Source organism: Stenotrophomonas sp. STEN023, from assembly GCF_056760135.1.
The window spans coordinates 26,255-52,419 of the sequence record NZ_JBRREF010000021.1 but is presented as its reverse complement, the minus strand read 5'-3'; the positions used below and the strand labels follow the sequence as shown (position 1 = coordinate 52,419).

The 26,165-nt window shown below is 63.4% G+C and carries 24 protein-coding genes; 14 read left to right on the top strand and 10 right to left on the bottom strand.

The window, feature by feature from the left end:
* Positions 1-11: 11 nt before the first annotated feature.
* The 3 genes from phaR to gluQRS all read right to left on the bottom strand — a co-directional run bounded on the left by phaR (position 12) and on the right by gluQRS (position 2,395).
* A complete protein-coding gene (phaR, locus tag ACVOLV_RS08605) occupies positions 12-536 on the bottom strand; it encodes a polyhydroxyalkanoate synthesis repressor PhaR (RefSeq protein WP_481554018.1) in 525 nt (174 codons plus the stop codon).
* Positions 537-710: 174 nt separating this feature from the next.
* Complete coding sequence (gene phbB, locus ACVOLV_RS08600) at positions 711-1,451, bottom strand: acetoacetyl-CoA reductase (protein WP_481554017.1); 741 nt, start codon at positions 1,449-1,451, stop codon at positions 711-713.
* 56 nt (positions 1,452-1,507) lie between these two features.
* Positions 1,508-2,395, bottom strand: coding sequence for a tRNA glutamyl-Q(34) synthetase GluQRS (gene gluQRS / locus ACVOLV_RS08595; RefSeq protein WP_481554016.1), 888 nt, complete (start codon positions 2,393-2,395; stop codon positions 1,508-1,510).
* A 92-nt stretch (positions 2,396-2,487) separates the two neighbouring features.
* Here gluQRS and htpX point away from each other — a divergent pair, with 92 nt between their 5' ends.
* Both htpX and ACVOLV_RS08585 read left to right on the top strand, forming a co-directional pair.
* Positions 2,488-3,354 carry a protease HtpX gene (htpX, locus tag ACVOLV_RS08590; protein ID WP_481554015.1) on the top strand — a complete coding sequence of 289 codons (867 nt, stop codon included), beginning with the start codon at positions 2,488-2,490 and terminating at the stop codon, positions 3,352-3,354.
* A 282-nt stretch (positions 3,355-3,636) separates the two neighbouring features.
* Positions 3,637-4,431 carry a hypothetical protein gene (locus ACVOLV_RS08585; RefSeq protein WP_481554014.1) on the top strand — a complete coding sequence of 265 codons (795 nt, stop codon included), beginning with the start codon at positions 3,637-3,639 and terminating at the stop codon, positions 4,429-4,431.
* A 201-nt stretch (positions 4,432-4,632) separates the two neighbouring features.
* Here the strand turns inward: ACVOLV_RS08585 and ACVOLV_RS08580 are convergent, their stop codons facing one another.
* Positions 4,633-5,460 (bottom strand): inositol monophosphatase family protein, encoded by an 828-nt coding sequence (locus tag ACVOLV_RS08580; protein ID WP_313317600.1) that lies wholly within the window; start codon positions 5,458-5,460, stop codon positions 4,633-4,635.
* A gap of 119 nt (positions 5,461-5,579) precedes the next feature.
* Here ACVOLV_RS08580 and ACVOLV_RS08575 point away from each other — a divergent pair, with 119 nt between their 5' ends.
* From ACVOLV_RS08575 to ACVOLV_RS08565, 3 genes are all read left to right on the top strand, one after another.
* Complete coding sequence (locus tag ACVOLV_RS08575; RefSeq protein ID WP_481554013.1) at positions 5,580-6,347, top strand: RNA methyltransferase; 768 nt, start codon at positions 5,580-5,582, stop codon at positions 6,345-6,347.
* A gap of 61 nt (positions 6,348-6,408) precedes the next feature.
* The gene (locus ACVOLV_RS08570; protein WP_481554012.1) at positions 6,409-7,326 is read left to right on the top strand and encodes a phosphate/phosphite/phosphonate ABC transporter substrate-binding protein; all 918 of its coding nucleotides are present in this window, start codon (positions 6,409-6,411) and stop codon (positions 7,324-7,326) included.
* On the top strand, positions 7,323-9,470 hold the full coding sequence (locus ACVOLV_RS08565; protein WP_481554011.1) for a putative bifunctional diguanylate cyclase/phosphodiesterase: 2,148 nt from the start codon (positions 7,323-7,325) through the stop codon (positions 9,468-9,470). Before ACVOLV_RS08570 ends, ACVOLV_RS08565 begins: the two co-directional genes overlap by 4 nt.
* A 30-nt stretch (positions 9,471-9,500) precedes the next feature.
* On the opposite strand, the gene epmB is transcribed toward ACVOLV_RS08565, so the two are convergent.
* Positions 9,501-10,529 carry an EF-P beta-lysylation protein EpmB gene (gene epmB, locus ACVOLV_RS08560; protein ID WP_481554010.1) on the bottom strand — a complete coding sequence of 343 codons (1,029 nt, stop codon included), beginning with the start codon at positions 10,527-10,529 and terminating at the stop codon, positions 9,501-9,503.
* Positions 10,530-10,629: 100 nt separating this feature from the next.
* On the opposite strand from epmB, the gene efp reads away from it, so the two are divergent.
* From efp to ACVOLV_RS08530, 6 genes are read left to right on the top strand one after another with little or no spacing between them, the layout of a single operon-like run.
* On the top strand, positions 10,630-11,196 hold the full coding sequence (efp, locus tag ACVOLV_RS08555) for an elongation factor P (RefSeq protein WP_481545580.1): 567 nt from the start codon (positions 10,630-10,632) through the stop codon (positions 11,194-11,196).
* A gap of 4 nt (positions 11,197-11,200) precedes the next feature.
* Positions 11,201-11,863, top strand: coding sequence for a TMEM175 family protein (locus ACVOLV_RS08550; RefSeq protein ID WP_481554009.1), 663 nt, complete (start codon positions 11,201-11,203; stop codon positions 11,861-11,863).
* 42 nt (positions 11,864-11,905) lie between these two features.
* Positions 11,906-13,249 (top strand): TRZ/ATZ family hydrolase, encoded by a 1,344-nt coding sequence (locus ACVOLV_RS08545; RefSeq protein WP_303746794.1) that lies wholly within the window; start codon positions 11,906-11,908, stop codon positions 13,247-13,249.
* 43 nt (positions 13,250-13,292) lie between these two features.
* On the top strand, positions 13,293-14,015 hold the full coding sequence (ubiG, locus tag ACVOLV_RS08540; protein WP_481554008.1) for a bifunctional 2-polyprenyl-6-hydroxyphenol methylase/3-demethylubiquinol 3-O-methyltransferase UbiG: 723 nt from the start codon (positions 13,293-13,295) through the stop codon (positions 14,013-14,015).
* Positions 14,012-14,701 carry a phosphoglycolate phosphatase gene (locus tag ACVOLV_RS08535; protein WP_481554007.1) on the top strand — a complete coding sequence of 230 codons (690 nt, stop codon included), beginning with the start codon at positions 14,012-14,014 and terminating at the stop codon, positions 14,699-14,701. Before ubiG ends, ACVOLV_RS08535 begins: the two co-directional genes overlap by 4 nt.
* A gap of 19 nt (positions 14,702-14,720) precedes the next feature.
* On the top strand, positions 14,721-15,401 hold the full coding sequence (locus tag ACVOLV_RS08530) for a phytoene/squalene synthase family protein (protein ID WP_481554006.1): 681 nt from the start codon (positions 14,721-14,723) through the stop codon (positions 15,399-15,401).
* A gap of 366 nt (positions 15,402-15,767) precedes the next feature.
* Here the strand turns inward: ACVOLV_RS08530 and ACVOLV_RS08525 are convergent, their stop codons facing one another.
* Genes ACVOLV_RS08525 through yidD form a run of 3 tightly spaced genes read right to left on the bottom strand, consistent with a single transcriptional unit; the run spans position 15,768 to position 18,239 of the window.
* The gene (locus ACVOLV_RS08525) at positions 15,768-16,619 is read right to left on the bottom strand and encodes a M23 family metallopeptidase (RefSeq protein ID WP_481554005.1); all 852 of its coding nucleotides are present in this window, start codon (positions 16,617-16,619) and stop codon (positions 15,768-15,770) included.
* Complete coding sequence (locus tag ACVOLV_RS08520) at positions 16,619-17,965, bottom strand: dihydroorotase (RefSeq protein WP_481554004.1); 1,347 nt, start codon at positions 17,963-17,965, stop codon at positions 16,619-16,621. The genes ACVOLV_RS08525 and ACVOLV_RS08520 overlap by 1 nt, the downstream gene beginning before the upstream one ends.
* Before the next feature lies 1 nt (position 17,966).
* Entirely contained in the window at positions 17,967-18,239 is a 273-nt protein-coding gene (yidD, locus tag ACVOLV_RS08515; RefSeq protein WP_481512077.1) for a membrane protein insertion efficiency factor YidD, read from the bottom strand.
* 259 nt (positions 18,240-18,498) lie between these two features.
* Between yidD and dksA the strand changes: the two genes are divergently transcribed.
* From dksA to ACVOLV_RS08500, 3 genes are all read left to right on the top strand, one after another.
* Positions 18,499-19,644 (top strand): RNA polymerase-binding protein DksA, encoded by a 1,146-nt coding sequence (gene dksA / locus ACVOLV_RS08510; RefSeq protein WP_481554003.1) that lies wholly within the window; start codon positions 18,499-18,501, stop codon positions 19,642-19,644.
* A gap of 781 nt (positions 19,645-20,425) precedes the next feature.
* Complete coding sequence (locus ACVOLV_RS08505; RefSeq protein WP_481554002.1) at positions 20,426-21,796, top strand: carbohydrate porin; 1,371 nt, start codon at positions 20,426-20,428, stop codon at positions 21,794-21,796.
* A gap of 274 nt (positions 21,797-22,070) precedes the next feature.
* Positions 22,071-24,305 carry a beta-glucosidase gene (locus ACVOLV_RS08500; RefSeq protein WP_481554001.1) on the top strand — a complete coding sequence of 745 codons (2,235 nt, stop codon included), beginning with the start codon at positions 22,071-22,073 and terminating at the stop codon, positions 24,303-24,305.
* A gap of 65 nt (positions 24,306-24,370) precedes the next feature.
* On the opposite strand, the gene ACVOLV_RS08495 is transcribed toward ACVOLV_RS08500, so the two are convergent.
* Together ACVOLV_RS08495 and ACVOLV_RS08490 are read right to left on the bottom strand one after the other, a co-directional pair.
* Entirely contained in the window at positions 24,371-25,606 is a 1,236-nt protein-coding gene (locus ACVOLV_RS08495; protein ID WP_481554000.1) for an MFS transporter, read from the bottom strand.
* Positions 25,603-26,040: a SufE family protein gene (locus ACVOLV_RS08490; RefSeq protein ID WP_481553999.1), complete on the bottom strand. Its 438-nt coding sequence runs from the start codon at positions 26,038-26,040 to the stop codon at positions 25,603-25,605. Before ACVOLV_RS08490 ends, ACVOLV_RS08495 begins: the two co-directional genes overlap by 4 nt.
* Between the last annotated feature and the right edge of the window lie 125 nt (positions 26,041-26,165).

Below are 26,165 nucleotides of genomic sequence, written 5' to 3'. Positions count from 1 at the left end.
TTTCGTAGCACTCAGCGACCGCTGCGGGTCTTGCTGCCGGTGCTGGTCGGCGGTGGCTCGGTCGGCTTGCTGCCGCCTGCCGGCGGACGCGGGCCGCCAAAGCCGCTGCCCATATTGCGCTGGAACTCCTGCCACAACTCCAGGTTGCGCTCGGTGAGCTGGTTCATCATCGCCCACGGCGTCTGCCCGAGCAGGTTGCCCATCTGCTGGCGGAACTGCTGCTGCTGGTCCAGGAACACCTGCATGCTGCGCTCCAGGTAATTACCCATGAAGCCCTGCAACGAGTCACCGTAGAACCGGATCAACTGGCTCAACAGCTGGGTGGACAGCATCGGTTCGCCGTCCTGCTCCTTGTCCGCGATGATCTGCAGCAGCACCGAACGGGTCAGGTCGTCGCCACTCTTGGCGTCGCGGACCTCGAAGTCCTCGCCGTCCAGGATCAACTGGCGCACGTCTTCGATGGTGATGTAGCTGGAAATCTCGGTGTCGTAGAGCCGGCGATTCGGATACTTCTTGATGATGCGGGTCGCAGCCATTAAGCAGTCACTCGTCACGGTAGGTGCGCAGCATGGCGCAGTGCAGCAGGGCTTGCAACCGCCATTAGTACAGGTTGCAAGTATTGGAGAACACTAGGTTTGTTGCGCAGCATGAACCGCCATGTTGTGCAACATGGCGCGGGCTGTCTCAAGAACGGGGTCACCAGGCTGCTGTTACCAGCCCATATGGTGGCCACCATTGATATCCAGGTTGGAGCCGGTGATCCAGCTGGCTTCCTCGGCGACCAGGAAGGCGACCGCATAGGCGATTTCCTCCGGCTTGCCCAGGCGCCCGGTAGGGATGTCGGCGATGATCTTGGCCCGCACTTCCTCGGGCACGGCCATCACCATGTCGGTGGCCACATAGCCCGGCGAGATGGTGTTGACGGTAATGCCGAAGCCGGCGTTCTCGCGTGCCAGGGAGATGGTGAAGCCATGCATGCCGGCCTTGGCCGCGGCGTAGTTGGCCTGGCCGTACTGGCCCTTGAGGCCATTGATCGAGCTGATCTGGATCACCCGGCCCCAGCCGCGCTTGCGCATGTCTTCGATCACCGGGCGGGTCACGTTGAACACCGAGTTGAGGTTGGTGTTGATCACCTCATGCCATTGTTCCGGGCTCATCCGGTGGAAGGTGGTGTCGCGGGTGATGCCGGCGTTGTTGACCAGGATTTCCACCGGTCCCAACGCGGCCTCGGCCGACTGGATCAGGCGGCGGCCGCTGTCCGGGTCGGCGACGTCGCCTTCGAACAGGGCAATGTCATAGCCTTTTTCGCGCATGCGCTGCTGCCATTGCTGGGCTTTTTCGGCATTGCGGAAGTTGGTGGCGACCCGGTGCCCTTGATCGGCGAGGCGTTGGCAGATGGCGGTACCAATGCCGCCGGTACCACCGGTGACCAGTGCGACGCGCGATGTCATGGGCTCAACTCCAGGGCAGATGTGCGGGGGAGCCCATGATTCTAATGAAACTGTGCTCAGCCTGGGGGCTGCAGAGGCGCCCGCAGCGAGGTTTTTTGCAGCCGCGCCGGCTCAAAGGCGGTTGCAGCATGCTGCAGCGTCTCGGCAACCCCGACTGCAGCATCCAATGCCGCCGGTTGCTGGCCCAGCGCGGCCCACAGCCAGCGCAGTACGGGCACCGGCTGGGCGCTGTCCACCGGAATGGCTGCCTGCGACTTCGAGAGCTTGTGCCCGGCGCTATCCAGCAGTAGCGGCAGGTGCAGGTAGTGCGGGGTGGGCAGGTCCAGTGCCTGCTGCAGCAGGATCTGCCGGGCGGTCGAGTCGATCAGGTCGGCGCCGCGGACCACATGGGTGACGCCCTGTTCGGCATCGTCCACCACCACGGCCAGTTGATAGGCCCAGTAGCCGTCGGCCCGCAGCAGCACCACGTCGCCGACGTCCCGGTCGACGTCCTGTTCCTGTCGGCCTTGCAGGGCGTCGTCGAAGCTGACATGGCTGCCGTCGGCCACGCGTAGGCGGATTGCCGGGTGCGGGCGGTGTTGGCTGGCAGCGCAGTGACGGTGGATGCCGCCCTGGTTGGCTAGATCCGCCCTGCTGCAATGGCAGGCGAAGGCCTTATGCTGCTCCAGCAGGCGCGAGATCGCTGCCTGGTAATAGGCATTGCGTCGGCTCTGGTATTGGATAGGCAGGTCCGAATCCAGGCCAAACGCGGCCAGTGTGGCCAGCTGCGATTCGACCGCACCAGCGACCTCTCGTGGCCGGTCGACATCTTCAATGCGCACCAGCCATTGGCCGCCGGCATGACGGGCCAGCAGCCAGCTGCCGAAGGCGGCCAGCATGGAGCCCAGGTGTAAGGGGCCGGTCGGGGAGGGCGCAAAGCGGCCGCGGTAAGGAATAGCTGGCATCGAAACTGAATCGTCGGTCAGATTAATGCTTGAATTCAAGCTGTCTGCGCCGCAAATTGCCTGTATCTCCCATCCTCACGGATATGTTTCCCATGTTTACCCGTATCGGGCTGTTTCTTCTGACCAACGTCGCCGTGCTTATCCTGGCCAGCGTCGTCATGTCCATCCTGGGCGTGAACTCTTCGCAGATGAGCGGCTTGCTGGTCATGGCGGCCATTTTTGGCTTCGGTGGCTCGATCATCTCGCTGCTGCTGTCCAAGTTCATGGCCAAGCGCGGTACTGGCGCCGTTGTCATCACCGAACCGCGCAACCAGACCGAGCGCTGGCTGCTGGACACGGTGGCCCGCCAGGCCAAGGCAGCCGGCATCGGCATGCCGGAAGTGGCGGTTTACGACGCTCCCGAAATCAACGCCTTTGCCACTGGCGCCAATCGCAACAATGCGCTGGTGGCGGTATCCACCGGTCTGCTGCACAACATGAGCGAAGACGAAGCCGAAGCGGTGCTGGGCCATGAAATTGCCCACGTTGCCAACGGCGACATGATCACCATGGCCTTGCTGCAAGGCGTGTTGAACACGTTTGTGATCGTATTGGCGCGCGTTGTCGGCGGTGTGATCGACAGCGCGCTGTCGGGCAACCGCGAAGGCGGCGGCCGTGGTTTTGCGTACTACATCATCGTGTTCGTGCTTGAAATGGTGTTTGGCCTGTTCGCGACGATGATCGCGATGTGGTTCTCGCGCCGTCGTGAGTTCCGTGCCGATCATGGTGGCGCGTCGCTGGCCGGCCGCCAGAAGATGATCGCTGCGTTGGAGCGCTTGAAGCTCAACCACGGCCAGAGCACCTTGCCGACCCAGATTGCCGCGTTTGGCATTGCCGGTTCCACTGCCAAGAAGCTGTTCCTTAGCCATCCGCCGCTGGAAGAGCGCATCGCTGCACTGCGTTCCTCGACGGTAGCCTGATCCAGGCGGTTGATTTGCTGCACGCATTGCGCGCAGCAACTGTCAGGGTTCCAGCAAGGCACGCAATTGATTGAAGGCAACGCCCCGCAAGGGGCGTTGTCTTTTTTGCTGTCGTGATTGCAACTGTGCCCCTGTTGCTGACTGTGCACGCAGCTAACAGTTTTGCGTTTTGCCGTCCGTAGAAACCAGACACTTGTATTCTCGGTCCACGGGTTTGTGTCTACCCTCTAGACACTGCAGACGAATGGGGAGCATGTGGTGCAGGACGCGCAATATTGGGCAATGGAATTCTGGAATGGGCTGAGCGTGCTGGACTTGATTGGCGGCGCGCTGATCGGTGCAGTGTTGGGGTTGGCCTTGGGTGTGGCAGTGTGGATCGTGCTGGCGCGCCGCGGTGGCCTTGCCCGGCGACGGCGTTGGCATCACTGGTTGATCGCCAGCTATGTGGTGGTGCTACCGCTGCTGTTTGCCTTCATTGGATTGCAGGTTGGACTGGTTGCTGGTGGGCAGCGTGCGCTGTACAAGCAGATCGACCACTTCCAGCCGCATCTGCAGGTTGCGACCGAGCATTGGCTGGTCGAGTTCGAGCGCTCGCTGGATACGCCGGAGTTGGAGGCGATGCTGCGCGATGATGTTTCCGCGCACGATGCCGCGCGCATGGCGGTGGAGTCCTACCTTGGCGAGCATCGGCTGGCCGATATCGGCATGCTCAGTGGCGAAAGCATGCCGCAGCGCTGGGCGCGCCGGGGCATCGAACACCTGCGCAGCGAAGTGATGTTGCAGTGGGTGGAGGACAGCCTGGTAAAGGAGGTTGGTGGTCGCAGCGGGTTGGATAAAGCCGTGTTCCGTGAGGCGCTGGGCATGCGCATGAGCGAGCTGCTGCATACCAAGGGGGTGATCCGTCTATTGAAGGCGCAGATCAGCTCGATGATGCCGGGCATCTACTTTGGCCTGCTGCTGCCGTTGCTGATCGTGCTGGCGCTGGTGCTGCTGGAGATCTGGTTGGCCGCCCGCTATGGCTGGGGCCGGCAGCCGGTGGTCGGTGCTGTGGTTGTTCCCGCAGTATCCGCTGGCTGAGAGGCCGGGCTGTTGTGGGAGTGGTGTCAGCCGCGAAGCTGGCGTTGCTGGAGCGCTGGCGGGGTGTGTCATCTGATGGAGTCTCCGCTTCGCGGCTGCCGCCGCTCCTACAACAGCATCTGCAAAAGCTTTGCCCAGAAAAAATCCGATGTCAAAACTCTGGCATCGGATTTCGGATGATTCACTGCGATGGCAGCTGGATCAGAACTTCGGGTCGAACTCGGCGGCGTAGCCGGTGTTGACGATGACCTTCTGCAGGGCTTCGCAAACCTTGATGTTGCCAGCCACGACCTGCTGGGTTTCCGGACCGCGCGAGTCCATGCGGTCCAACGGGGCGCCGCGGTAATTGCAGACCTTGCCGCCGGCTTCGCGAACCAGCAGTACGCCGGCAGCGATGTCCCATGCCTTCACGCCTGCTTCGAAGTAGGCGTCGGCGCGGCCGCAGGCCACATAGGCCAGGTCCAGCGCGGCAGAGCCGGTACGGCGCACGTCTTCAGCCTGCACCAGCAGGGTGTCGACGGTCTTGAGCTGGGTACTGGCACGGCTGCGTTCGCGCGGGGCGAAGCCGGTGTGGATCATCGTGCCTTCCAGGTCCTTGCGGTCGGATACACGCAGGCGGCGGTCGTTGAGCACGGCGCCATTGCCCTTGGAGGCAGTGAACAGCTCGTTGCGCAGCGGGTCGAAGATCACCGCGTCGATCGGCTCGCCGTTTTCAACCAGGGCGATCGAGACGCAGTAGTGCGGGAAGCCGCGCAGGTAGTTGCTGGTGCCGTCGAGCGGATCGATCACCCACATCATGCGGTTGACACCCTGGATACCGCCTTCTTCACCGAAGATGCCGTATTCCGGGTAGGCGCGCTTGAGTTCCTTGACGATTACTTTTTCCGCATCAGCGTCGACTTCGCTGGCGTAATCCATCCGACCCTTCTGTACCACGTTGAGGGCTTCAAGCTTGTTGATGTTGCGGAGCAGGACGTTGCCGGCGAGGCGGGCGGCCTTGACCATGACGGTTACGGCGGGTTTCTGCATGGCGAAAGGCTCCCGTGAAGGCAGAGATCGGATTGGCGGGGGAAAAGAGCGGGTCCGGCGCATTGACCGGCCGCGCAGTTTACCATCTACAGCTGTCTCGCTCCTGATTTTTTAACGCCATGTCTGTTTCTGCTCATATTCGCTTCGTTCTTGTTGGCACCCAGCACCCCGGCAACATCGGCGCAGCGGCCCGTGCGATGAAGACCATGGGCCTGGCGCGGTTGGTGCTTGTGGCCCCGGAAAAGCCCTTGGACGAGGACGCTTTCCGGCGTTCGGCCGGTGCCGAGGATGTGCTCGGCGATGCGCCGGTAGTGGCCACCCTTGCCGAAGCCGTGGCCGATTGCCGCCTGGTGCTGGGCTGTACCGCGCGTTCGCGCCGGGTGCAGCTGGAAGAACTGCTGCCGGAACTGGCCGGCCAGCGCGCCGTGGCCAAGGCCGGCGAGCCGGCGGAAGTGGCCTTCGTGTTCGGCCGTGAGCGCACTGGTTTGACCAATGAGGAGCTGCAGCTCTGCCACGCCGCCGTGCACATTCCGTCCGATCCTGAGTTCAGCTCGCTGAATCTGGCTGCCGCAGTGCAGGTTCTTGCCTATGAGGTGCGCATGGCGTCGCTGGAGGCGCAGGGCGCCGTGGCAACACCGGCCCCGGCCGAGCCAGGCCGCGACGAGGCCCCAGCCAGCCATGCCCAGCTGGAAGGGCTGTTCGGCCAGTTGGGGGACACCTTGGACCAGATTGACTTCCACAAGGGCCGCGCGCCGGAGTCGGCGATGCGTAAATTGCGCCGCCTGTTCATGAAGGCCGAGCTGTCCGAGCATGAGGTTCGGCTGATGCGTGGCATTCTGTCGGATGCCCAGCGCATGGCAAGGCTAGCCACGGAGCCAAAAAACTGAGATCTTCGTCACCGTTTTGTGAAAGCCGGTAATCTGTGGGGATGGATTAGGGGGTGTCGTTTTGGGTGTCCTGCGATGGCTTTGGGGAGCCGCACTGACACTGGCTGTACTGCAGCCTTTGACAGTCGGAGCTGTTGATCGTTCGGTGTTGGTATTGGGGCGGATCAGTGATGATCCAAAGGCGCATTACGAGCAGCTCAAACCCCTGCTGGACTATGTGGTGCCGCGCATGCGCGATGTCGGGATCGTCGAAGGACGGATCCTGATGGCAAAGGATGCGCAGCAGATGGGCAGCTATCTGCGGCGCGGCCGGGTTGACTGGGTTACCGAGACCGCCGGTACCGCGATGGCGCTGGGCCAGCGGGCTGGCGCCAAACCGCTGTTGCTGACCGAGCGCAGTGGCGTGGGCAGCTATCACAGCGTGTTCTTCGTGCGCCGTGACAGCCCGGTGACCACGCTTGAAGGGCTGCGTGGGCGCACCTTGGCGCTGCAGAGCGCGTTGTCCACCAGTGCCTACCTGGTGCCGGCGATGGAATTGCTGGACCACGACCTGCGGCCGGAAATCCTGCTGGACCCGCGTGATACCCCTGCCGAGGACTCGGTGGGCTATGTGTTTGCGCGTTCGGAATTGAACATCTCCACCTATGTGCACAAGCGGGTGGTGGATGGCGGGGTGATCAGCAGCCTGGACTGGAGCGACGACCACGCCATGCCGCCGGCATTTCGCCAGGACATGCGGGTGCTGTACCGCAGCGAGCCGATCCCGCGCGCCGTGGAGATGGTCCGCGCCGACCTGGATCCGGCGGTGCGCGAGCGTCTGCAACAGGTGCTGCTGCAGGCCAGCAGTGATCCACTGGCTGGCCCGGCCTTGGCGAAATTCTTCGGTACCACCGGCTTCCACCCGGTGGACCCGGACAATCTGCGCGCGCTCGAGCGCCTGCGCCGTGGCCTGCAGCGCATCCGTATGGAGGTGGAATGAGTAGTCCCCGGTTTGGCTTGCAGGCCCGTTTCCTGCTGGCCAGTGGCACTGCCTTGCTGGTGGTGCTGGCAATCGTTGCGTTGATGCTGGTGCGCCAGTCGGCCGCGCAACGCGAGGCCTTGCGCAACAGTGGTGAGGTGCTCAGCCAGGTGTTCGACCAGGGCGTGCGCGAACGTGGCACGGCCTTGGCCAATGCCTTGGCCGATACCCTGGTCAACCCCTTGTACTACTCGGATCTGTCGGCGATCGGCAGTCTGGTGCGCAATACCGCCCGGCAGGAGTCGGTCAGCTATGTGCTGGTGCACGATCCGGAAGGTCGCCTGATCCACGATGGCTCATTTGACGTGGCCGGTTACGGGCAGTTGATGGAGGACCCGCTGGCCGCTGCCGCGGTGGCGGCAGGTAAATCGCAGGTGCAGGAGTCGCCGGCGATACTGGAAGTGGATGTGCCGTTGTCCATTGGCGATCAACGCCTGGGCGGCCTGCGCATTGGCATGAACCTGGCACCGGTGCGCGCGCAGGAAGCTGCATCCATGCAGGCGCTGGAGCAGCGCATGCAGGAGGCGCAGCGGCGCGAGCTGGGTTGGGCAATTGGCCTGATGCTGTTGTTGATCGCCTTCGCCTGCGTGATGGCCTTTTATGTACAGACCACCCTGGTGCGGCCGATCCGTTGGCTGGGCGCGGCGGCGCGGCGGATCGAACGTGGCGACTACCTGATCGAAACGCAGTCGACCCGGCGCGGCGACGAGGTTGGTGAGCTGCTGCGCACCTTTGATCGCATGAGCCAAAGCATTGCCCGCCACGACCGTGACGTGCGGCAGATGGCCTATACCGATGCCCTGACCGGCCTGACCAATCGGCTGGCCTTCCGCGAGGCGCTGGACCACCGCTTGCAGGGTGCGCAGGCGGCGGCGCGGGGGCTGGCGCTGCTGTTCATCGATATCGACGAGTTCAAACGGGTCAACGACACCCTTGGGCATGAGGCCGGTGACGATGCGCTGCTGCAGTTTGCCCAGCATATCGCTGCCGCGGTTGAGGAGATTGGCGGCGACGATGCCTTGCTGGCCCGTTTTGGCGGCGATGAGTTTGTCATCCTGATCGGGCAGGGCGCGCGCAGTGCCGCTGAGATCGCCAAGCAACTGGCCGACAGGCTGGTGATCGACCTGGCCAAGCCACTGCAGGTCCAGCAACGGGAGATCTTCCTGGGCAGCTCGATCGGCATCACCTTGTTCCCGGAAGATGCGACCGATGCCACCGCCTTGTTGAAGAACGGCGACATCGCGATGTACCAGGCCAAGCTGGCCGGCAAGAACTGCTTCCGCTACTACAGCCGGGCCATGGATCATGCCGTCGAGCGACGCCTGCATCTGGAGCAGGAGCTGCGCGGCGCCTGGGAGCGCAATGAGTTGCGTTTGGTCTACCAGCCCATCTTCCGCACCCGCGACCGCATGTTGTGTGGCGTGGAGGTGCTGTTGCGCTGGGATCATCCGGCGCTGGGCGCGATCCCGCCAACAGTTTTCATCGATGTGGCCGAGCAGAGTGGGCTGATCCAGGTGATCGGCCCCAAGGTGCTGCGCGCGGCCTGCGAACAGGCCCAGCAATGGCCGCGCAATGCGATAGGCGAGGAGTTGTTCATCTCGGTCAACGTCTCGCCCAAGCAGCTGCGCAATGGCAACCTGCTGCAGGAGGTTGAAAGCAGTCTGCTGGGCTCCGGTCTTGCGGCGTCGCGACTGCATCTTGAACTGACCGAAACGGCAGTCATCGGTGACGAGATGCTGGCGGTGTCCTTGCTGGAGAAGCTGCACCGGGCCGGTGTGCGGGTGTGGCTGGACGACTTTGGTACCGGCTTCTCCGGGCTCAGCCACCTGCGCCAGGTGCCGGTGGATGGGGTGAAGATCGACCGCAGTTTCGTTGCCGACATGGAGCGTGACGCCGACGATCTGGCCCTGACCACGGCGATCATCGCCATGGCGCACGCGTTGGGCATAACCGTGGTTGCCGAGGGCGTGGAGCAGGAGGCGCAGTTCGAGCTGCTCAGCCAGCGCGGCTGTGATCTGGTGCAGGGCTACTGGCTTGGTCGCCCGCTGGAAGCGCCGGGTCTGGTCAGCCTGCTGGAGCGCGGCGCGATGGCTGCGTTGCGTTGATCAGGGCAGCCATCGCTGCGCCGCTCTGATCTAGAGCGGCCGCTTGCTGGTGTCGCCGGCGATCTCGCGCACCAGTTTGGGCACCAGATAGCCGGACAGCCTGGCCATCAGCCCTGCGTGCAGGGCCAGCGCCTGTTCGTCACTGACCTCGAAGTGGGCGGCGCCCTGCACCTTGTCCAGCTGGTACAGGTAGTACGGCATCACCCCGGCGGCGAAGCTGCGCTCGCTGAGGGCGGCCAGTGCTTCCAGGTCATCGTTGACCCCGCGCAGCAGCACGGCCTGGTTGAGCAGTTGCGCGCCGGTAGCGCGGATGCGGGCCAGGGCGGCATCCACCTGTGCGTCGAATTCATTGGCATGGTTGGCATGCAGCACGAAGGCCACCGGCCAGGGCAGGTGGCGCAGCCATTGCACCAGGGCATCGTCAACGCGCTCGGGTAGCACCACCGGCAGGCGGCTGTGGATGCGCAGGCGCTTGATGTGCGGAATTGTCGCCAAGGCTTCGGTCAGCTCGGCCAGCTTGGAGGTGCTCAGCGACAGCGGGTCGCCACCTGAGAGGATGACCTCATCGATGCCCGGGTCGGCCGCGATTGCCGCCACGGCCTCCTGCCAGCCGCCCTTGGCCGCGTTCTCGCCGGCATAGTCGAAGTGGCGGCGGAAGCAGTAGCGGCAGTTGATCGCGCAGCTGCCGGTGGTCACCAGCAGGGCGCGGCCGCGGTACTTCTGGATCACCCCGGTGGCCTTCTTGGCCGCCCCGTCGCCGACGGCGTCGAAGCTGAACCCGGGCACGACCTGCATCTCGTCGGTGATCGGCAATACCTGCCGCAGCAAGGGGTCGGCCGGGTCACCATGGCGCATCCGCGCCACAAAGCCGCGCGGCACCCGCAGCGCGAACTGCGCCAGTGCATCCGCCGAGACACCCACCGCTTCGGCATCCAGTCCCAGCAGCGCCAGCAGCTCGGCCGGATCACGGATGGCCAGGCGCCAATGCGCCTGCCAGCGGTCGTCGGGCAGGGTCAGGATGGCTTTTTCTGGAGTGAGGGCGGGGGCTGCGGTTATCATTGGCGGTCAGAAAAACAGATGGCCCACCAGATGGCGGGCGTTCCATTCTAATCCGGCCGCCCGCACTACGCGGCGGTTTTGCCAATTCAGGAGTTCCAGCATGGCCAGTTACGGCATGAACGACGTAAAGAACGGGATGAAGATCCTGGTCAACAACACCCCGGCTGTCATCATCGACACCGAGTACGTCAAGCCGGGCAAGGGCCAGGCGTTCACCCGCGTGAAGTACCGCCTGATCAAGGACGGCCGTACCCAGGAAGTCACCATGAAGTCGACCGATTCGCTGGATGCGGCGGACGTGGTCGATACCGACATGAACTTCATGTACAGCGATGGTGAGTACTGGCACTTCATGGACCCGGAATCCTTCGAGCAGGTGCAGGCCGACAAGGCCGGCATGAACGGCGCCGAGAAGTGGCTCAAGGGCGAAGAGTCCTGCGTGGTGACCCTGTGGAACGGCACCCCGATCGACGTGACCCCGCCGAACTTCGTCGAGCTGAAGATTGTCGAGACCGATCCGGGCGTGCGCGGTGACACCTCCGGCGGCGGCGGCAAGCCGGCCACGCTGGAATCGGGCGCCGTGGTCCGCGTCCCGCTGTTCGTCAACCAGGATGAAATCATCCGCGTTGATACCCGTTCGGGCGAATACTCGGCTCGCGTCAAGTAAGCCGATGAGCGAACCGGCCAGCGTCGAGCAGGCAGTTGGGGAGCCGGTCCGAGAGGACCGGTTTCCATATGATCGAGTGGTTTTTTTCTGTGATGCGGTGTTCGCCATCGTCATCACCCTGCTGGCCATCGAGTTGCGGCTGCCAGGCAAGGAACTGATCGAACAGTTGGGTAGCGATGCCGCCAACAGCGAATTCGCCACGCTGTTCATCTCGTACTTCATCAGCTTCATCGTCACCGGTCTGTTCTGGACCGGGCACATGCTCAGTTGGAAACACGTCACCCGGGTCAATGGCCGGCTGGTGTGGCTCGCTTTGCTGCAGCTGTTCTTCGTGGTGCTGATGCCGTTCGCCACGCGCGAATACTCGGCGGCGGTTTCCGAGCAGCAGCCGGACCGGTTCGTGTTCTATTCGCTGGTATTGACCGGCATATCGCTGTTTTCCTGGCTTACCCGCCGTCTGGTGGTGAAGCAGGAAGGGCTGCACGCCAAACTCGGCCGTGCGCAGGCACGCTGGTTGCTGGCGCGTGGCCTGATCCCCTTTGTTGTTTTCGCCTGCACCATCCCGCTTGGCTTCGTGCTGCCGGCGGGGGTGGGGGTCTATGTGTTCGGGCTGATCCTCCCGTTCTCGTTCATAGCCAAGCGTTGGATCTTTGCCAAGGGTGACTGAGGCAGGGTGGCGCAAGGCACCGTAATGGCAGGAAGTAATGCAATGACTACAAGCCAGACCGCGCCCGAGGCGTGTGACCTTTTGATCGAAGCCGGCTACGTGGTGCCGGTGGAACCGCATGCGGTGGTGCTTGAGGACCACGCGGTGGCGATCAGCAACGGTGTGATCGTGGCAGTATTGCCGCGTGCCGAGGCCCGTGCGCGCTTCAGCGCCAGGCAGGTTGTATCGCGCCCGGAAGCGGCGCTGATCCCCGGCCTGGTCAATGCCCACACCCATAACCCGATGACGCTGCTGCGCGGCGTTGCCGACGACCTGCCGCTGATGACCTGGCTGCGCGAGCACATCTGGCCGGTGGAAGCGGCGGTGATCGGGCCGGAGTTCGTTGCCGACGGCACCACCCTGGCCATCGCCGAGATGCTGCGCGGTGGCACCACCTGCGCCAACGAGAACTATTTCTTCGCCGACGTGCAGGCTGCTGTCTACAAGAAGCATGGTTTCCGCGCGCTGGTGGGCTCGGTGATCATCGACTTCCCCAGTGCCTGGGCCAAGACCGACGACGAGTACTTCGCCCGCGCCACCGAGCTGCACGATACCTGGCGCGACGATGCGCTGATCGGCACCGCATTCGCACCACATGCGCCGTATACGGTGAGCGATGCCAATTTCGAGCGGGTGCGGATGCTGTCTGACCAGCTCGACAGCCGCGTGCACCTGCACACGCATGAAACCGCGCAGGAAATCAGCGATTCCATCGCCCTGCACGGGCAGCGTCCGCTGGCGCGCCTGGATCGCCTTGGCCTGGTCAACGAGCGTTTGATCGCCGTGCACATGACCCAGCTCACCGAGGCCGAAATCCACCTGTGCGGCGAACGCGGTGTGAGCGTGGTGCATTGCCCGGAGTCGAACCTGAAGCTGGCTTCGGGCTTCTGCCCGGCCTGCGCACTGGTCAAGGCCGGCGTCAACCTGGCGATCGGCACCGACGGCTGCGCCAGCAACAACGACCTGGACATGTTCAGCGAGAACCGCACCGCGGCCATCCTTGCCAAGGCCGTGGCCAATGACGCCACCGCACTGGACGCAGCGACCACGCTGCGGGCGTCGACGCTGGGCGGCGCCCGCGCGCTGGGCTTCGGCGACCGCATCGGCTCGATCGAAGTTGGCAAGCAGGCCGATCTGGCCTGCGTGGACCTGTCCGCGCTGGAAACCCAGCCGCTGCACCATGTGTTGTCGCAGCTGGTGTATGCCGCCGGTCGGCATCAGGTCAGCGACGTGTGGATCGCCGGCAAGCCCAAGCTGGTCCAGCGTGAGCTGGTCGACATGGACATTGCCGCGATCACCGCCAATGCGCGCCAGTGGCGCGATCGCATCCGTACCATCCGCGCCTGAGTGCGCACCCGGCCGCCCCACGCGGCCGCACGAGGAAACCGATATGAGTGCAGCTTCCACTTCCACCAATTTCGATCAGGCCGAACTGGACAAGTTCGCCGCGTTGGCAACCCGCTGGTGGGATGCGGACGGCCCGCAGAAGCCGCTGCACGCGCTCAATCCGGTGCGCCTGAAGTACGTGGCCGACCGCGCCAGCCTGCGTGGCGCCAAGGTGCTGGACATTGGCTGCGGCGGCGGCCTGCTCAGCGAAGCGCTGGCCAAGGAAGGTGCGCAGGTGACCGCCATCGATCTGGCCCCGGAGCTGGTCAAGGTTGCGCGTCTGCACGGACTGGAATCGGGCGTGACGGTCGATTACCGGGTGCAGGCAGCCGAAGACCTGGCCGCAGAGCAGCCGGGCAGCTACGACGTGGTGACCTGCATGGAAATGCTGGAGCACGTGCCGGACCCGGGCGCGATCATCGCTGCCTGCCACCGTCTGCTGCGTCCGGGTGGCAAGCTGTTCCTGTCCACCATCAACCGTACCCCGGCGGCGTTTGCGGTGGCCATTGTCGGCGCCGAGTACATCGCCCGACTGTTGCCCAAGGGCACGCACCACTACCAGGAATTCATCAAGCCGGCCGAGCTGGGCGCATGGCTGCGGGCGGCCGATCTGTCCTTGCAGGATGTCAGCGGTATGGCCTACGAGCCGTGGCGCAACCGTGCCCGCCTGAGCAGCCGCACCGACATCAACTACCTGGCCTACGCGGTCAAGCCGGAACAGGCATGAGTGCCAATTCGTTCCCGGCAGCCGTGCTGTTCGATCTGGACGGCACCTTGCTGGACAGCGCACCAGACTTTGTCGTCACCGCCAACCGCATGCTGCAGGCGCGCGGCATGGATGAGGTGACGTTGGAGCAGTTACGCCCGGCGGTGTCCAAGGGCTCGCGGGCGATGCTTGCGATTGCCTTCCCGCATATGGGCGAGGCAGAGCGACATGCGCTGGTGCCGGAGTTTCTGGACATCTACGAGTCGCTGATCGGGCGGTACGCGACGCTGTTTGATGGCATTGAAACGATGCTGCAGGCGCTGGAGCGGAGCGGTACCACCTGGGGCATCGTCACCAACAAGCCGGAGTATCTGGCACGCCTGATCCTGCCGCAGCTGGGCTGGGAACAGCGCTGCGCGGTGCTGATCGGCGGTGACAGCCTGGCCGAGCGCAAGCCGCACCCGCTGCCGCTGCAAGTGGCAGCACAGCAGATCAAGACTGCCGCCAGCGCCTGCGTCTACGTCGGCGACGACGAGCGCGACATCATCGCCGCACGCGCGGCCGGCATGCCGTCGGTGGCGGTGTTGTGGGGCTACCGTCTGCACGGTGATGACCCGCAGGCCTGGCAGGCCGACAGTATTTGCGAATTACCGCAGGAACTTTGGCAGCCAGCCGCATGGCCAGCTACCCAACCGGCTTCGGCCTGATTCAACAACGAGGTTTGATGTGAGCAGTGCGCTGGACAGCTTCCTGGACAAGTGGCGTGAGCGTTGGCCGGAATGGGCCTTCGTGGAGCGCTTTGTCGACGAGGCCGATCGTGAGCGCAGCGTGGCCTGGTTCGCGCTGCTGCAGGAATTCGACGACATCTTGAACGCCAGTGGCGACACCACGCCGCAGGACGCCAAGCTGGCGTGGTGGGGTGAGGAGCTGCGCAGTTGGGAAGTGCAGCGCTCGCGGCACCCGCTGGGCCGCGTGCTGGAGCCGGTGCGTGCGCCGTGGACGCAGTTGGCCGATGCCTTGCCGAGCTTGCTGGATGCGCGTGATCGCGTGGCCGATGCCGCGCAGGCGCGCAAGGTGTTGGCGCAGTACGCGACTGCCGCGGCTGCGGTGGAGGCGGCGGTGTTCAACAGCAAGCCGTTGCCGGCGGCTGCCGAGGCGCTGACCACGCAGATGCTGGCGTTGCGCGTGCAGGAAAATGCCGCGTCGGTGCCGCAGGTCTTCAACAATGAGATGGAGTGGGACAAGGTCCTGCAGGCGGCCTGGCCGTCGCGCGTAGCCGGCCCGCGAGCCCGCCGTGTTTATGCGGTGCTGGCGCGTGGTCGCCAGCAGGCGCGCATACGCGGTGGTGAGTACCAGCCGAGCCCGGCGGGTTTGATGTTGCGTAGCTGGTGGGCTGCGCGGGGCTAAACCAGGTAAAGCTCGTCGGAGCCCTTCCCTTCTCCCGCGAGCGGGAGAAGGGGCCCGAAGGGCGGATGAGGGCAGCTTTGGGCTGTTGATTCATGAGCTTCGCGGCTTACGTCGCTTCCACAAGCACTGCTGGGAATGCCCTGTAGAGCCGAGCCATGCTCGGCACTACGCCCCCTCCCTTGCGCCGCAGGCGTAGGGGAGGGCTGGGGAGGGGGGCTTTGCGCTGTTGATCCATCAGCTTCGCGGCTTACGCCGCTCCCACAAGCACTGTTGGGAATGCCCTGTAGAGCCGAGCCATGCTCGGCTGAGGCTCTACCACCGGTAAGGCTTCTGCCGAGCATGGCTCGGCACTACAGTCGCTTGGCTCTATTTGCCGCGTTCCAGCACCAGCAGCGGGTCGATGCGGGTGTCGAACCAGTTCATGCCCCAGTGCAGATGCGGGCCGGTCGCGCGGCCGGTTGCGCCGACTGCGGCAATGTTCTGTCCTTGCTCGATCCTGTCGCCGACCTTTACGTCGATCCGCGACAGGTGCAGGAAGTTGGAGCTGATACCGAAGCCATGGTCCAGCACCAAAGTGCCGCCGGTCAGGTACAGATCCGGGCCGACAAACGTCACGATGCCTGCAGCCGGTGCCTTCACCGGCGTACCAGTGGGCACGGCGATGTCCATGCCGGAATGGCCGCTGCCCGGCTGCCCGTTGTAAACGCGGGCATTGCCGAAGCGGCCGCTGATGCGGCCCTGCACCGGCCAGATGAAGGTCTGGGTGAAGTCGGTGCGGTTGTCGTCGCGCTTGCGCGATTCGGTCACCTGCGCCTGTTCACGGGCAATCCGCTCGGCGATTGCCGGTGGCGGATTCACCGTCTTTGGCGGCACGCCGTTGACCCGTTCCACCGGCCAGTCGCGCGCAGTCACCGCAATCGAAACGGTCTCGCTGCCGCCATCCGGGCGCTGCACCTGTACCTGCAGCGGGCCCTTCTCGTCGCGGCCGATGCCGAACACCACGCTGCCATAGTTGCTGACCCGCAGCTCGCGGCCCGCGTAGCGGACCGTGCTGCCAGCCGGCACCTTGCCGATCACCATCGCACCCTGCGAGGCGCTGGTTGGGAACACCACGCGGTTGTCGAGCAGGTTGCCGATGCCATCCTGGGCCTGCGCGGGCAGGGCGGTAAGCAGGGGCGCTGCCAGCAGCAGCGCGCCCATCATCAGGACCGAACGCATCAACGGTCGTAGGTCATGCGCTGACCGGCCGGTGCGCCGACCAGCTTGCTGCCGTCCCACACCTGCTGGCCATTGACCCAGGTGGAGGCGATGCGCGAGCGGAAGGTGGTGCCCTCGAACGGCGACCAGCCGCACTTGGACAGCACGTCCTCGCGCTTGACCGTGAACGGCACGTCCTCGACCAGTACCAGGTCAGCGAAGTAACCCTCACGCAGGAAGCCGCGCTCTTCGACGTCGAACAGCTGGGCCGGGGCGTGGGCGAACTTCTGTACCACTTGTTCGCGGGTCAGTTTGCCTTCGTGCACGCGCTCCAGTGCGGCGACCAGCGCGTACTGCACCAGCGGCAGGCCTGACGGCGCCTGCGCATAGGGCTTCTGCTTCTCTTCCCAGGTGTGCGGGGCATGGTCGGTGGCCAGCACATCGAGCACGTCATCGGCCAAGGCAGCGGTGATCGCCTCGCGGTCGGCCACTTCCTTGATCGCCGGATTGCACTTGATCAGGTTGCCCTTGGTCGCATAGTCCGGCCGTGCGAAATGCAGGAAGTGCACGCAGGTTTCGGCGGTGATCTGTTTGCGGCTGCCGTCGGCGCGGATCAGCGGGCCCTTTTCGAACAGCGCCAGCTCGTCGGCGGTGGAGATATGCAGCACGTGCAGGCGGGTGCCGTGCTTCTTCGCCAGCGACATCGCCAGCCGGGTGGATTTGATGCAGGCGTCGCGCGAGCGGATGTCCGGGTGCATGTCCGGGGTCAGCGCGTCGCCATATTTTTCCTGGAACGCCTTCATGTTGGCGTCGATCATCGGCGTGTCTTCACAGTGCGTGATGATCGGAGTGGGGCACTCGCGGAAGATCGCGTCCAGGGTCTCCGGGTTGTCGACCAGCATGTTGCCGGTGGAGGCGCCCATGAACACCTTCACGCCCGGCGCTTTCTTCGGGTCGAGCACGCGGATCGCTTCCAGGTTGTCGTTGCTGGCGCCGTGGTAGAACCCGTAGTTGGCCCAGGCGCGGCCCTTGGCCAGCGCGTACTTGGCTTCGAGGATGGTCGAATCCAGGGTCGGCGGGTTGGTGTTGGGCATGTCCATGAAGCTGGTCAGGCCGCCGGCAACCGCGGCAGCCGACTCGCTGGCGATGTCGCCCTTGTGGGTCAGGCCGGGTTCGCGGAAGTGGACCTGGTCATCGATCATCCCGGGCAGCAGCCAGCGCCCGCCCGCGTCCACCACCTGCTCGCCATCGCGCGGGGTCAGGCCGCTGCCGATCTGCGCGATACGGTCGTTCTCGATGCGCAGGTCGCCGTCGAAGGTACGGCCTTCGTTGACCATGCGGGCATTGCGGATAAGCGTGGAGGACATGTCAGTGTTTTCCTGTGCAGCGGCAAGAGGGGGAGTCGGCGCGCTCGGGGACCGGATCCAGTCCGCCCGGGTGGAACGGATGGCAGCGCCCCAGTCGGCGCAGGGTAAGCCAACACCCCCGTAGCGGACCGTGTATGCGGATCGCGTCCATGGAGTATTCCGAGCAGCTGGGATAGAAACGGCAGCGCGGCCCAAGCAGGGGGCTGATGAAGCGCTTGTAGGAGCGCAGTACGGCAATGAGGAGTCGGCCGATCACGGTTAAATGATAAGCCACTTGGCAAGCGAGCAGGATTTGTCGCAGGATGCGGGATGGCGCCGGTAAAGACTACGTGCTTTCCGTTGCCTGCCAGGGGCGATGGTGCGCCTGGTTACGTTCCGAACTGCGCGAAACGGTCCGGTGACGCCACCGGACCTGTACTGCACGGGTCGGGCATCCGTTCACATACGGTGCCCGGCGCGGTTGCTGCTGCTGGTCGGGTAGGCTATAAAGGCCCGCTTTCCCGGGCCCCGGGGGAAACAAGGAAGAGCGTTTCGTGGCTGCTAAAAAACCTGCAAAAAAGGCCGTCAAGGTCGCCAAGAAAACCGCCAAACCTGTAGTCAAGAAGGCGGTGTCGAAGCCGGTTGCAAGCAAGCCGGTCGCCAAGGCTGCCAAGCCGGCCGCGAAGAAAGCACCCGCCAGCAAGGCGGTTGCGAAGAAAACGCCGGTCAAGCCAGCAGCTCCTGCCAGCAAGCCCGTAGCCAAGAAGGCTGCGGTTAAGACGGTAGTCGCTAAAAAGGCGGCCCCTGTCGCCAAGAAGGCAGCGGTCAAAAAGGTGACCAAGCCGGTTGCCGCGCCAGTTGCCAAGAAAGCAGCTGCGCCGGTTGCCAAGGCCACCAAGCCCGTTGCCAAGCCTGTAGTCAAGAAGGTGGCCGAACCAGTGGCTGCCAAAACGCCCAAGACTCCTGTCAAACCCGTGGTCAAGTCCGTACCGAAGCCAGCTGCAAAGCCGGCGGCGGCCAAGTCTGTCCCGGTCGAAGTCGCCAAGACGGCCCCAGCTCCGGCACCTGCGCCGGCGGCTGCCAAGCCGGCTCCAGCGGCCAAGGCCCCGCAATCCAAGAATCCCGTGCCTGTTTCGAAATCCAACGTCAAAACTCCCGTCAAATCCACCGCTCCTGTCGCCGTTCGTCCGGTTGGCAAAGTGGCAGTCGCTGTAACCGCGCGTTCGACCGCTCCGGCGCCGCGCAGCAAGTACAAGGTTGTCGAATACAACGTCGACGAGGCCACTGGCCGTCCGATCCTGCCGGCCGGCTACAAGCCGAGCGCCGACGAGGAGTACATGAGCACGCTGCAACAGGAGTACTTCCGCCAGCGCCTGCTCAACTGGCGTGCGGACCTGGTCGAGGAATCGAAGCAGACCATCGAGAACCTGCGTGAGGAAGTGCGTGACATCGGCGATGAAGCCGAGCGTGCAACCCGCGAAACGGAGAACTCGCTGGAACTGCGTACCCGCGACCGCTACCGCAAGCTGATCGGCAAGATCGACAGTACACTCAAGCGTCTGGAAGCCGGTGACTACGGTTTCTGCGTCGATACCGGCGAAGACATCGGTCTGGATCGCCTGGAAGCCCGTCTCACCGCCGAGCGCACGATTGATGCGCAGGAGCGCTGGGAACACCTGCAGAAGCAGCAGGGCGACTGATCCCTGCCTGCGCATCGCAGCACGAAAACCCCGCCACGGCGGGGTTTTTTTATGCCAAGCCTTCCATGGCCGCCCAGGCTGCATGTCGAGTTGGCTGCCGTGCGCTGACGACTTGTCGCGTTGGATGCTGGCCCTGGAAGTCTGCGAGAAGCGCCGTGGGTTTTGTAGATGATCGTCGTGGCATCTACTGGTGGATTTCGATACCAAGTTGAGCCGTGGGCTTTCGCGGCCATCGCAAGTCAATGCCTGCAACTACCATTTGGAACTGCCGACGTGGCACTTCCTTCCTTGGGCAAACATCACTCTTCCGGGGCCGTGACCGCTGCAGGGAGAGAGGCCAGATCATGCTGGCCGAGGCATTTGTGTGCATTCCATACGCATCTCACATGCAGGGAATGCGCTTTCACTTTGTGTGCTGGCTGTACCTGCGCAACAGTTTTTGACAAGCCTGATGATCCCTCGGTTTACTGCCGCGGCGTCGGCTATCGGCTGTCGGTAGTCGAGTGGCCAAGCAGCATCCCAGAGGGATTGCGCCGCGCTGAATCGCACCGTCGTCTTGCTGCGGCGGTGTCGGCAACGCCTGTTCTGCTGGATGAACTGTCTGCCGAAAAAGCCGGCGTCGGAATGCCACGGTTGGACGGTCTGGTCCGCGCTGGACGTGTAGCCCGGTTGCTCTATCGCCAGTGGCCAATGCGGTGCTGTTGGCTGTTGCTGTGAATTGTTGGAGAGGACGTTGATGAGGAAGTGCAGTGGAGATCGGCCGCGGTTTGGCCTCCATACAATGATGCTGACCGTTTTTCTTGGGCTTTCGACCACGATGGCGTATGCCCAACCAGGGCAGGATGCCGTTCTTGCGGCTGTGCCGGATGGTTCGGCCAGGACGTCGCAAGCACCGTCAGCCGTGGGCAAATTGGCTGATGTCTCGTCGATGCCAAGTTGCAGGGACTACGACAGGTACGCTAGTCGTGGTTCTGAGCAACCCATCATCACCACCTGTGAAACGCTGTCGCCTGATCTGCTCGGTCTGCGCTCGAAGCTGTACGAGAAGGGCTGGATGCTGATGGGTTTTTATAATGCGTCGGAAACCTATGATGTACGCGACCAGAGTGAAGGGCCTCAGTCCTATAGTGGTGAGCGGCCTACGTTCAGTGGCATGGCGATGGCCATCCTCACCTACGACTTGTCGCGTCTTGGGTGGTTCGGGAGAAAGTCACAGCTGACATTCGAAGCTGCCAGTTATCGGTTCAACTATCGGGATGGTGGTGTGAACGATGACGCCACCGTAGGGCAGTTGTCGATTGAACAGCGCTTTGCCAATGATCGTGTGCGTATCCGGTATGGTTACTACGGCGCGTCCGGGCAGTTCATGGGCGGCACGCTCGGCACCAGTTCCGCAGCCTCCGCGCTGGGTCCAAACAGCTCGCTCCCAATCCTGGTTGGCTTGTCTGCGTTCAAGGCCGTGCCAGGGGTGGATGTGCGCCTGTATTCAAAGAACGGACGTTTCTATGAGCATTTCGGCATGCTGCGTTCACAGAGCCCGGAAGGCTTCCAGGCTGATGCCAAAGCCAATCGCAGCGGTTTGACGTGGAGCGTCGACGGTGCCCGGCCGCTGTACATCAATGAGCTCGGCTACCGCGTGGTTTCAGGTGCTGGCACACGTATGACCTGGATACGCCAGGGCGTTATTCACAACCGCTCGCTTTATGCGGACTTCAGCAAGCCGGGGGGGAAAGGAAGAAACAACGCGTTTTACCTGATGGCTGATCGCCAGGTGACGCAGCCGGATGCTACGGTGCCATTTCGTGGTTGGTACATTGGCCTCAAGGCTGATCGTGCGGCGTCCAGGTACAACATCTTCGACTCTGATTTCGCTGTAACGGTGTACAGCCTTGCACCATTTGCAACGCGCCTTGGCGATATGGTCGCGTTCGCCTTCTCACGTAATGACGTCAGCCAGGACGCTGTAGGTTTCCTGCGTTCGCAAGGCATGGCACCGGTGCGCTACAGCACTTCGGCATCCATTTCGTATGCGCTACGCGCAGCTCGGGGCGTTTACTGGGTGAACGGTCTGAACTATTCCCGCAATCCTTTGTTTGCCTCGGCGCATCCGGATGTGATCAACCTGAGTACCAGTTTGACCTTCTCGTACTGACACAGGCCGGGCCGATCGGTAGCCAGTTTTTTTGACAGCACAGAGCACTGCGACGGATGCGCAGGCCCTGTGGTCGGGTACTGCCCGTTGCTTGATGGCTGTGGCGATCGTGTGCTGCCTGACCGAAAACGTATCCCCCACCCACAAGGCGCCGTGTTCCCAGGGGCCGTTATCCGGAGTAGGCAATATGGCAATGAAACAGAAAGGAACGACGCTGACGCCCACCTTGATCAGTGTAGCGACAGCTTGTCTGCTAGCGAGTCCGGTGCATGGAATGGAGCTTCCACAGCTCGGTCAGGCATCGCTGGAGCAGGTTGTTGCAGCTTTGACCCTTGAGGAGAAAGTCGCCTTGGTCACTGGTCAGGGGATGAGCATTCCGGGCTTGCCCGAGGACATGCAGGCTCCGGCCGTGGGGGCCATTGAGAACAAGGTTTCCGGTGCGGCCGGGGCAACGGTTGCAGTGCCGCGACTGGGTATACCGTCGTTGGTGTTTGCCGATGGCCCGGCGGGTGTACGCATCGATGCAACCCGCAAGGGCGAGCCGGGAAAAACCTTCCATGCCACCGCCTTTCCGATTGGCAGCGCCCTCGCCAGTTCGTGGGATGCTGCGCTTGTTCAGCAGGTCGGCGCGGCCATAGGTGATGAGGCTGCTGCTTACGGTGTCGATGTGATGCTGACGCCAGCACAGAACATCCATCGATTTCCGTTGGGCGGGCGTAACTTCGAGTATTACTCCGAAGACCCGGTTGTCGCCGGCGAGATTGCAGCGGCTTTGGTGAAGGGACTGCAGCGTCGTGGCGTGGGTGCTTCGGTGAAGCACTTTGCAGTCAATAATCACGAGTGGAATCGCAATACCATCAATGTAAAGGCGGATGAGCGCGCTTTGCGTGAGATTTATCTGAAGAGCTTCGAGATATCCATGCGCGAAGGCCAGCCGTGGACCGTGATGTCCAGCTACAACAAGCTCAACGGTGCGTATGCTTCTGAGAGCACGTGGCTGCTGACCGATGTGCTGCGTTCGCAGTGGGGCTATCAGGGTGTGGTGATGACCGATTGGTTTGGTGGGCAGGATGCCGTGGCACAGATGCGCGCCGGCAACGAGATACTGATGCCTGGTACTGGCAAGCAGCGCAAGGCGATAGTGGCCGCAATCGGCGACGGTACGCTCGATGCGGCGGTGCTCGATCGCAATGTAAAGCGGGTGCTGGAGCTGGTGTTGCGAAGCCGTGCGTTCAAGGGCTTGCCGCATTCGGATCAACCCGACCTGCAGGCTGATGCGAAGCTGTCGCGCCACGCTGCGACCCAAAGCATGGTGCTGTTGAAGAATCAGGCAGCAACACTGCCGCTGCCAGCTACGGCCAGATTGGCGCTGTTGGGGTATGGCAGCTATCAAGTGATCGCTGGTGGCACCGGTAGCGGCGACGTGAACGAAGCGTATGCGACAACCTTCCTGCAAGGCTTGCAGAATGCAGGTTTCAGCAATGCGGCGGGGCTGGAGCAGAGCTATACCCGTTATATCGAAGAGGAGGAGGCGAAGTTGCCGGCGACCGAGTGGTATCTGGCCAAACCCCTTATTCCGGAGCGTTCGCTTGATGAGGCTGAGTTGCAGCGGCTGGCCGAGCAGCAGGATGTGGCAGTGGTGACCATAGGCCGCAGATCGGGCGAGTTTGTGGACCGCAAGGCCGAGGGTGATTTCACATTGACCGCCACCGAGCACGCACTGCTGGAACGTACCGCCAACGCCTTCCACGCGCGAGGCAAGAAGCTGGTGGTGGTGCTCAATATCGGTGGTGTGATCGAGACCGCCAGTTGGAGCCGCTTTGCCGATGCCATCCTGCTGGCGTGGCAGCCGGGTCAGGAAGGCGGCAATGCGGTCGCTGATCTGCTGTCAGGTGCGGTCAATCCCTCCGGCAAGTTGGCTGATACGTTTGCGGTACGGCTGAGCGACTACCCGGCAAGCAACGGCTTCCCCGGCAAGGTGCTGCTCGGGCCCGATCCGAATGACAAGTCGGTCTTCGGCCAAGTCGCGCGTGCGGCCGAGGTGGAATACACGGATGGTATCTGGGTGGGCTATCGCCACTTCGATGCACATAAGGTGGATGTGGCCTATCCGTTTGGTTTCGGTCTTTCCTATACAACATTCGGCTATAGCGATCTGCAGGTCGATGCCAGTCAGCCGGGCCTGGTACGTGCAAGCGTGAAGATCACCAATACCGGCAAGGTGGCAGGACGCGAGGTGGCGCAGGTGTACGTGAGTGCGCCACAAGGTGCACTGGAGAAGCCAGCGCAGGAGCTGCGTGCGTTCGCCAAGACTGGCGAACTGCAGCCGGGGCAATCGCAGGTGCTGCAGTTTGAGATCGCTGGAAAGGACCTGGCGTCGTTCGATACGGAGCAGGGTCGTTGGGTCGCCGATGCAGGGACCTATAGTCTGCGCGTAGGTGCTTCATCACGCGATATCCGTGCGCAGCAGGCGTTCGAGAAACAGCAAGCCAGCGAATACGCACCGTGATGGATGTGGTTGCCTGAGATGGATTGGCCGGTGCAGGCGTCCTTCCTGCACCGGCCTGGATCCGTTCAGAGATCCTGCAGGTTGTCCAGTTTGCGCAGTTTGGGCGCTTTCCATGCGGTGATGCCGGCAACGCCAAGTACCGCGCAACCACCGATCACCACGGCTGTGACCAGGCCCAATAGACGCGCCATGCTGCCACCGTAGAACGCGCCCAGTTCGTTGGATGAGCTGATGAAGATGCCGTTGATCGACGATACCCGGCCACGCATCTCATCCGGTGTCACCAACTGCATGATGGTCGAACGCACTACCACCGAGACGCCATCGCAGGCGCCGTAGAACACAAGAATCGTGGCCGACAACCAGAAGTTCCTGGACAGGCCGAAGGCGATCACGCACAGGCCGAAACCGGCCACCGCAAACAGCAGTACGCGCCCGGCATTGCGTCGCAGTGGGTGCCGGGCCAGCCACAGGCCAACGCCGATCGAGCCCAGTGCCGGTGCCGCGCGCAGGATGCCCAGGCCTTCCGGACCGTAATGCAGAATGTCCTGGATGAAGGCCGGAAGCATCGCCACCACGCCGCCAAGCAGCACTGAGAACATGTCCAGCGCCATTGCGCCGAGCATGATCTGGTTGGACAGTACGAAGCGTGCGCCTTCAGCGATGCTGGCGAAGATCGGCGCGCGGGTCTGCGGCGGTGCGGGTTCGCTGACCTTGAGCGAGGCCAGCGCTATCAGTGCCAGCACCGCCATTGTCGCCGCCACGCCATAGGACAGGCCCTTGCCGCCAACAGCGACGAGTACGCCGCCCAGCGCAGGGCCAATCACCATGCCCATCTGGAACACCACCGTGCCGAAACCGGCACCACGCGCGAACTGCTCGCGCTTGAGCACGCGTGCGAACAAGGCGTTGTATACCGGCGACAGGAAGGCGCGGACCATGCCGGTCAGTGCCACCGCCAGATAGATGGGCCAGACGCCTTTGACCGGCAGCCAGCCGGTGGCGACCGCGACCAGCATCAAGGCGGTGGCAATCAGGCCGAGGCAGGCGGTCATGCCGAGCTTGCGGCGCGGCAGATGATCGACCAGATAGCCGGCGAATGGCGCCACGCAGAAGTAGGGCAGCACCTCGGCCAGGCCGATCAGGCCCAGCGAGAATGGATTGCGGGTGACTTCATAGATATGCCAGCCAACCGTGACCGCGACGATCTGGTAGGACAGCATGCCGGCAATGCGGTACAGCAGCAGCTGGGTGAAGCCGGGCTGACGCAGCAACTCGGAGATGGAGCCGTTGTTGCTCACTGTTTTGCTTGGGCGGTGTCGCGGATGAAGGCCAGCATCGCGGCCAGGCCATTGCTGCGGGTCGGTGACAGGTGCTTGGCCAGGCCAATGGCGGACACGTAGTCCGGATCGGTGGCGAGGATCTCAGTCGCCGAGCGGCCGGAGTACACGCGCAGCGCCAGATAGATCAGGCCCGAGACAATCGCCGAGTCGCTGATCGCATGGAACACCAGCTTGTCGGCATCGCCTTCGGGCACGATCCAGACCATGGACTGGCAGCCGAGCAGGCGGTGTTCTTCGGTCTTCCACTCTTCCGGGAAGGTGGGCAGCTTGCGGCCGAGGTCGATCAGGTACTGGTAACGCTCGGACCAGTCACCGAAGAAGGAAAACTCCTCGGCAATGGCGGCCTGGGCTTCGGCGGGAGTGGGTTCGAGCGGGAAGGGGGAGTTGATCACTGTGGGTCCTGTGCTTGGCCGGTCGCCTTGGTGGCGAGGGGCTTTGGTGTGGGTCGGGGCGCAGTTGCCCTCACCCCAACCCCTCTCCCGCACGCGGGAGAGGGGCTCAGTGCGCCGTTAGCCGA

Excerpts from the sequence above, each read along its gene's own strand:
- phaR (WP_481554018.1), bottom strand. The coding sequence starts at position 536 with ATGGCTGCGACCCGCATCATCAAGAAGTATCCGAATCGCCGGCTCTAC.
- phbB (WP_481554017.1), bottom strand. The coding sequence starts at position 1,451 with ATGACATCGCGCGTCGCACTGGTCACCGGTGGTACCGGCGGCATTGGT.
- gluQRS (WP_481554016.1), bottom strand. The coding sequence starts at position 2,395 with ATGCCAGCTATTCCTTACCGCGGCCGCTTTGCGCCCTCCCCGACCGGC.
- htpX (WP_481554015.1), top strand. The coding sequence starts at position 2,488 with ATGTTTACCCGTATCGGGCTGTTTCTTCTGACCAACGTCGCCGTGCTT.
- ACVOLV_RS08585 (WP_481554014.1), top strand. The coding sequence starts at position 3,637 with ATGGAATTCTGGAATGGGCTGAGCGTGCTGGACTTGATTGGCGGCGCG.
- ACVOLV_RS08580 (WP_313317600.1), bottom strand. The coding sequence starts at position 5,460 with ATGCAGAAACCCGCCGTAACCGTCATGGTCAAGGCCGCCCGCCTCGCC.
- ACVOLV_RS08575 (WP_481554013.1), top strand. The coding sequence starts at position 5,580 with ATGTCTGTTTCTGCTCATATTCGCTTCGTTCTTGTTGGCACCCAGCAC.
- ACVOLV_RS08565 (WP_481554011.1), top strand. The coding sequence starts at position 7,323 with ATGAGTAGTCCCCGGTTTGGCTTGCAGGCCCGTTTCCTGCTGGCCAGT.
- epmB (WP_481554010.1), bottom strand. The coding sequence starts at position 10,529 with ATGATAACCGCAGCCCCCGCCCTCACTCCAGAAAAAGCCATCCTGACC.
- efp (WP_481545580.1), top strand. The coding sequence starts at position 10,630 with ATGGCCAGTTACGGCATGAACGACGTAAAGAACGGGATGAAGATCCTG.
- ACVOLV_RS08550 (WP_481554009.1), top strand. The coding sequence starts at position 11,201 with ATGAGCGAACCGGCCAGCGTCGAGCAGGCAGTTGGGGAGCCGGTCCGA.
- ACVOLV_RS08545 (WP_303746794.1), top strand. The coding sequence starts at position 11,906 with ATGACTACAAGCCAGACCGCGCCCGAGGCGTGTGACCTTTTGATCGAA.
- ubiG (WP_481554008.1), top strand. The coding sequence starts at position 13,293 with ATGAGTGCAGCTTCCACTTCCACCAATTTCGATCAGGCCGAACTGGAC.
- ACVOLV_RS08535 (WP_481554007.1), top strand. The coding sequence starts at position 14,012 with ATGAGTGCCAATTCGTTCCCGGCAGCCGTGCTGTTCGATCTGGACGGC.
- ACVOLV_RS08525 (WP_481554005.1), bottom strand. The coding sequence starts at position 16,619 with ATGCGTTCGGTCCTGATGATGGGCGCGCTGCTGCTGGCAGCGCCCCTG.
- ACVOLV_RS08520 (WP_481554004.1), bottom strand. The coding sequence starts at position 17,965 with ATGTCCTCCACGCTTATCCGCAATGCCCGCATGGTCAACGAAGGCCGT.
- ACVOLV_RS08505 (WP_481554002.1), top strand. The coding sequence starts at position 20,426 with ATGATGCTGACCGTTTTTCTTGGGCTTTCGACCACGATGGCGTATGCC.
- ACVOLV_RS08500 (WP_481554001.1), top strand. The coding sequence starts at position 22,071 with ATGGAGCTTCCACAGCTCGGTCAGGCATCGCTGGAGCAGGTTGTTGCA.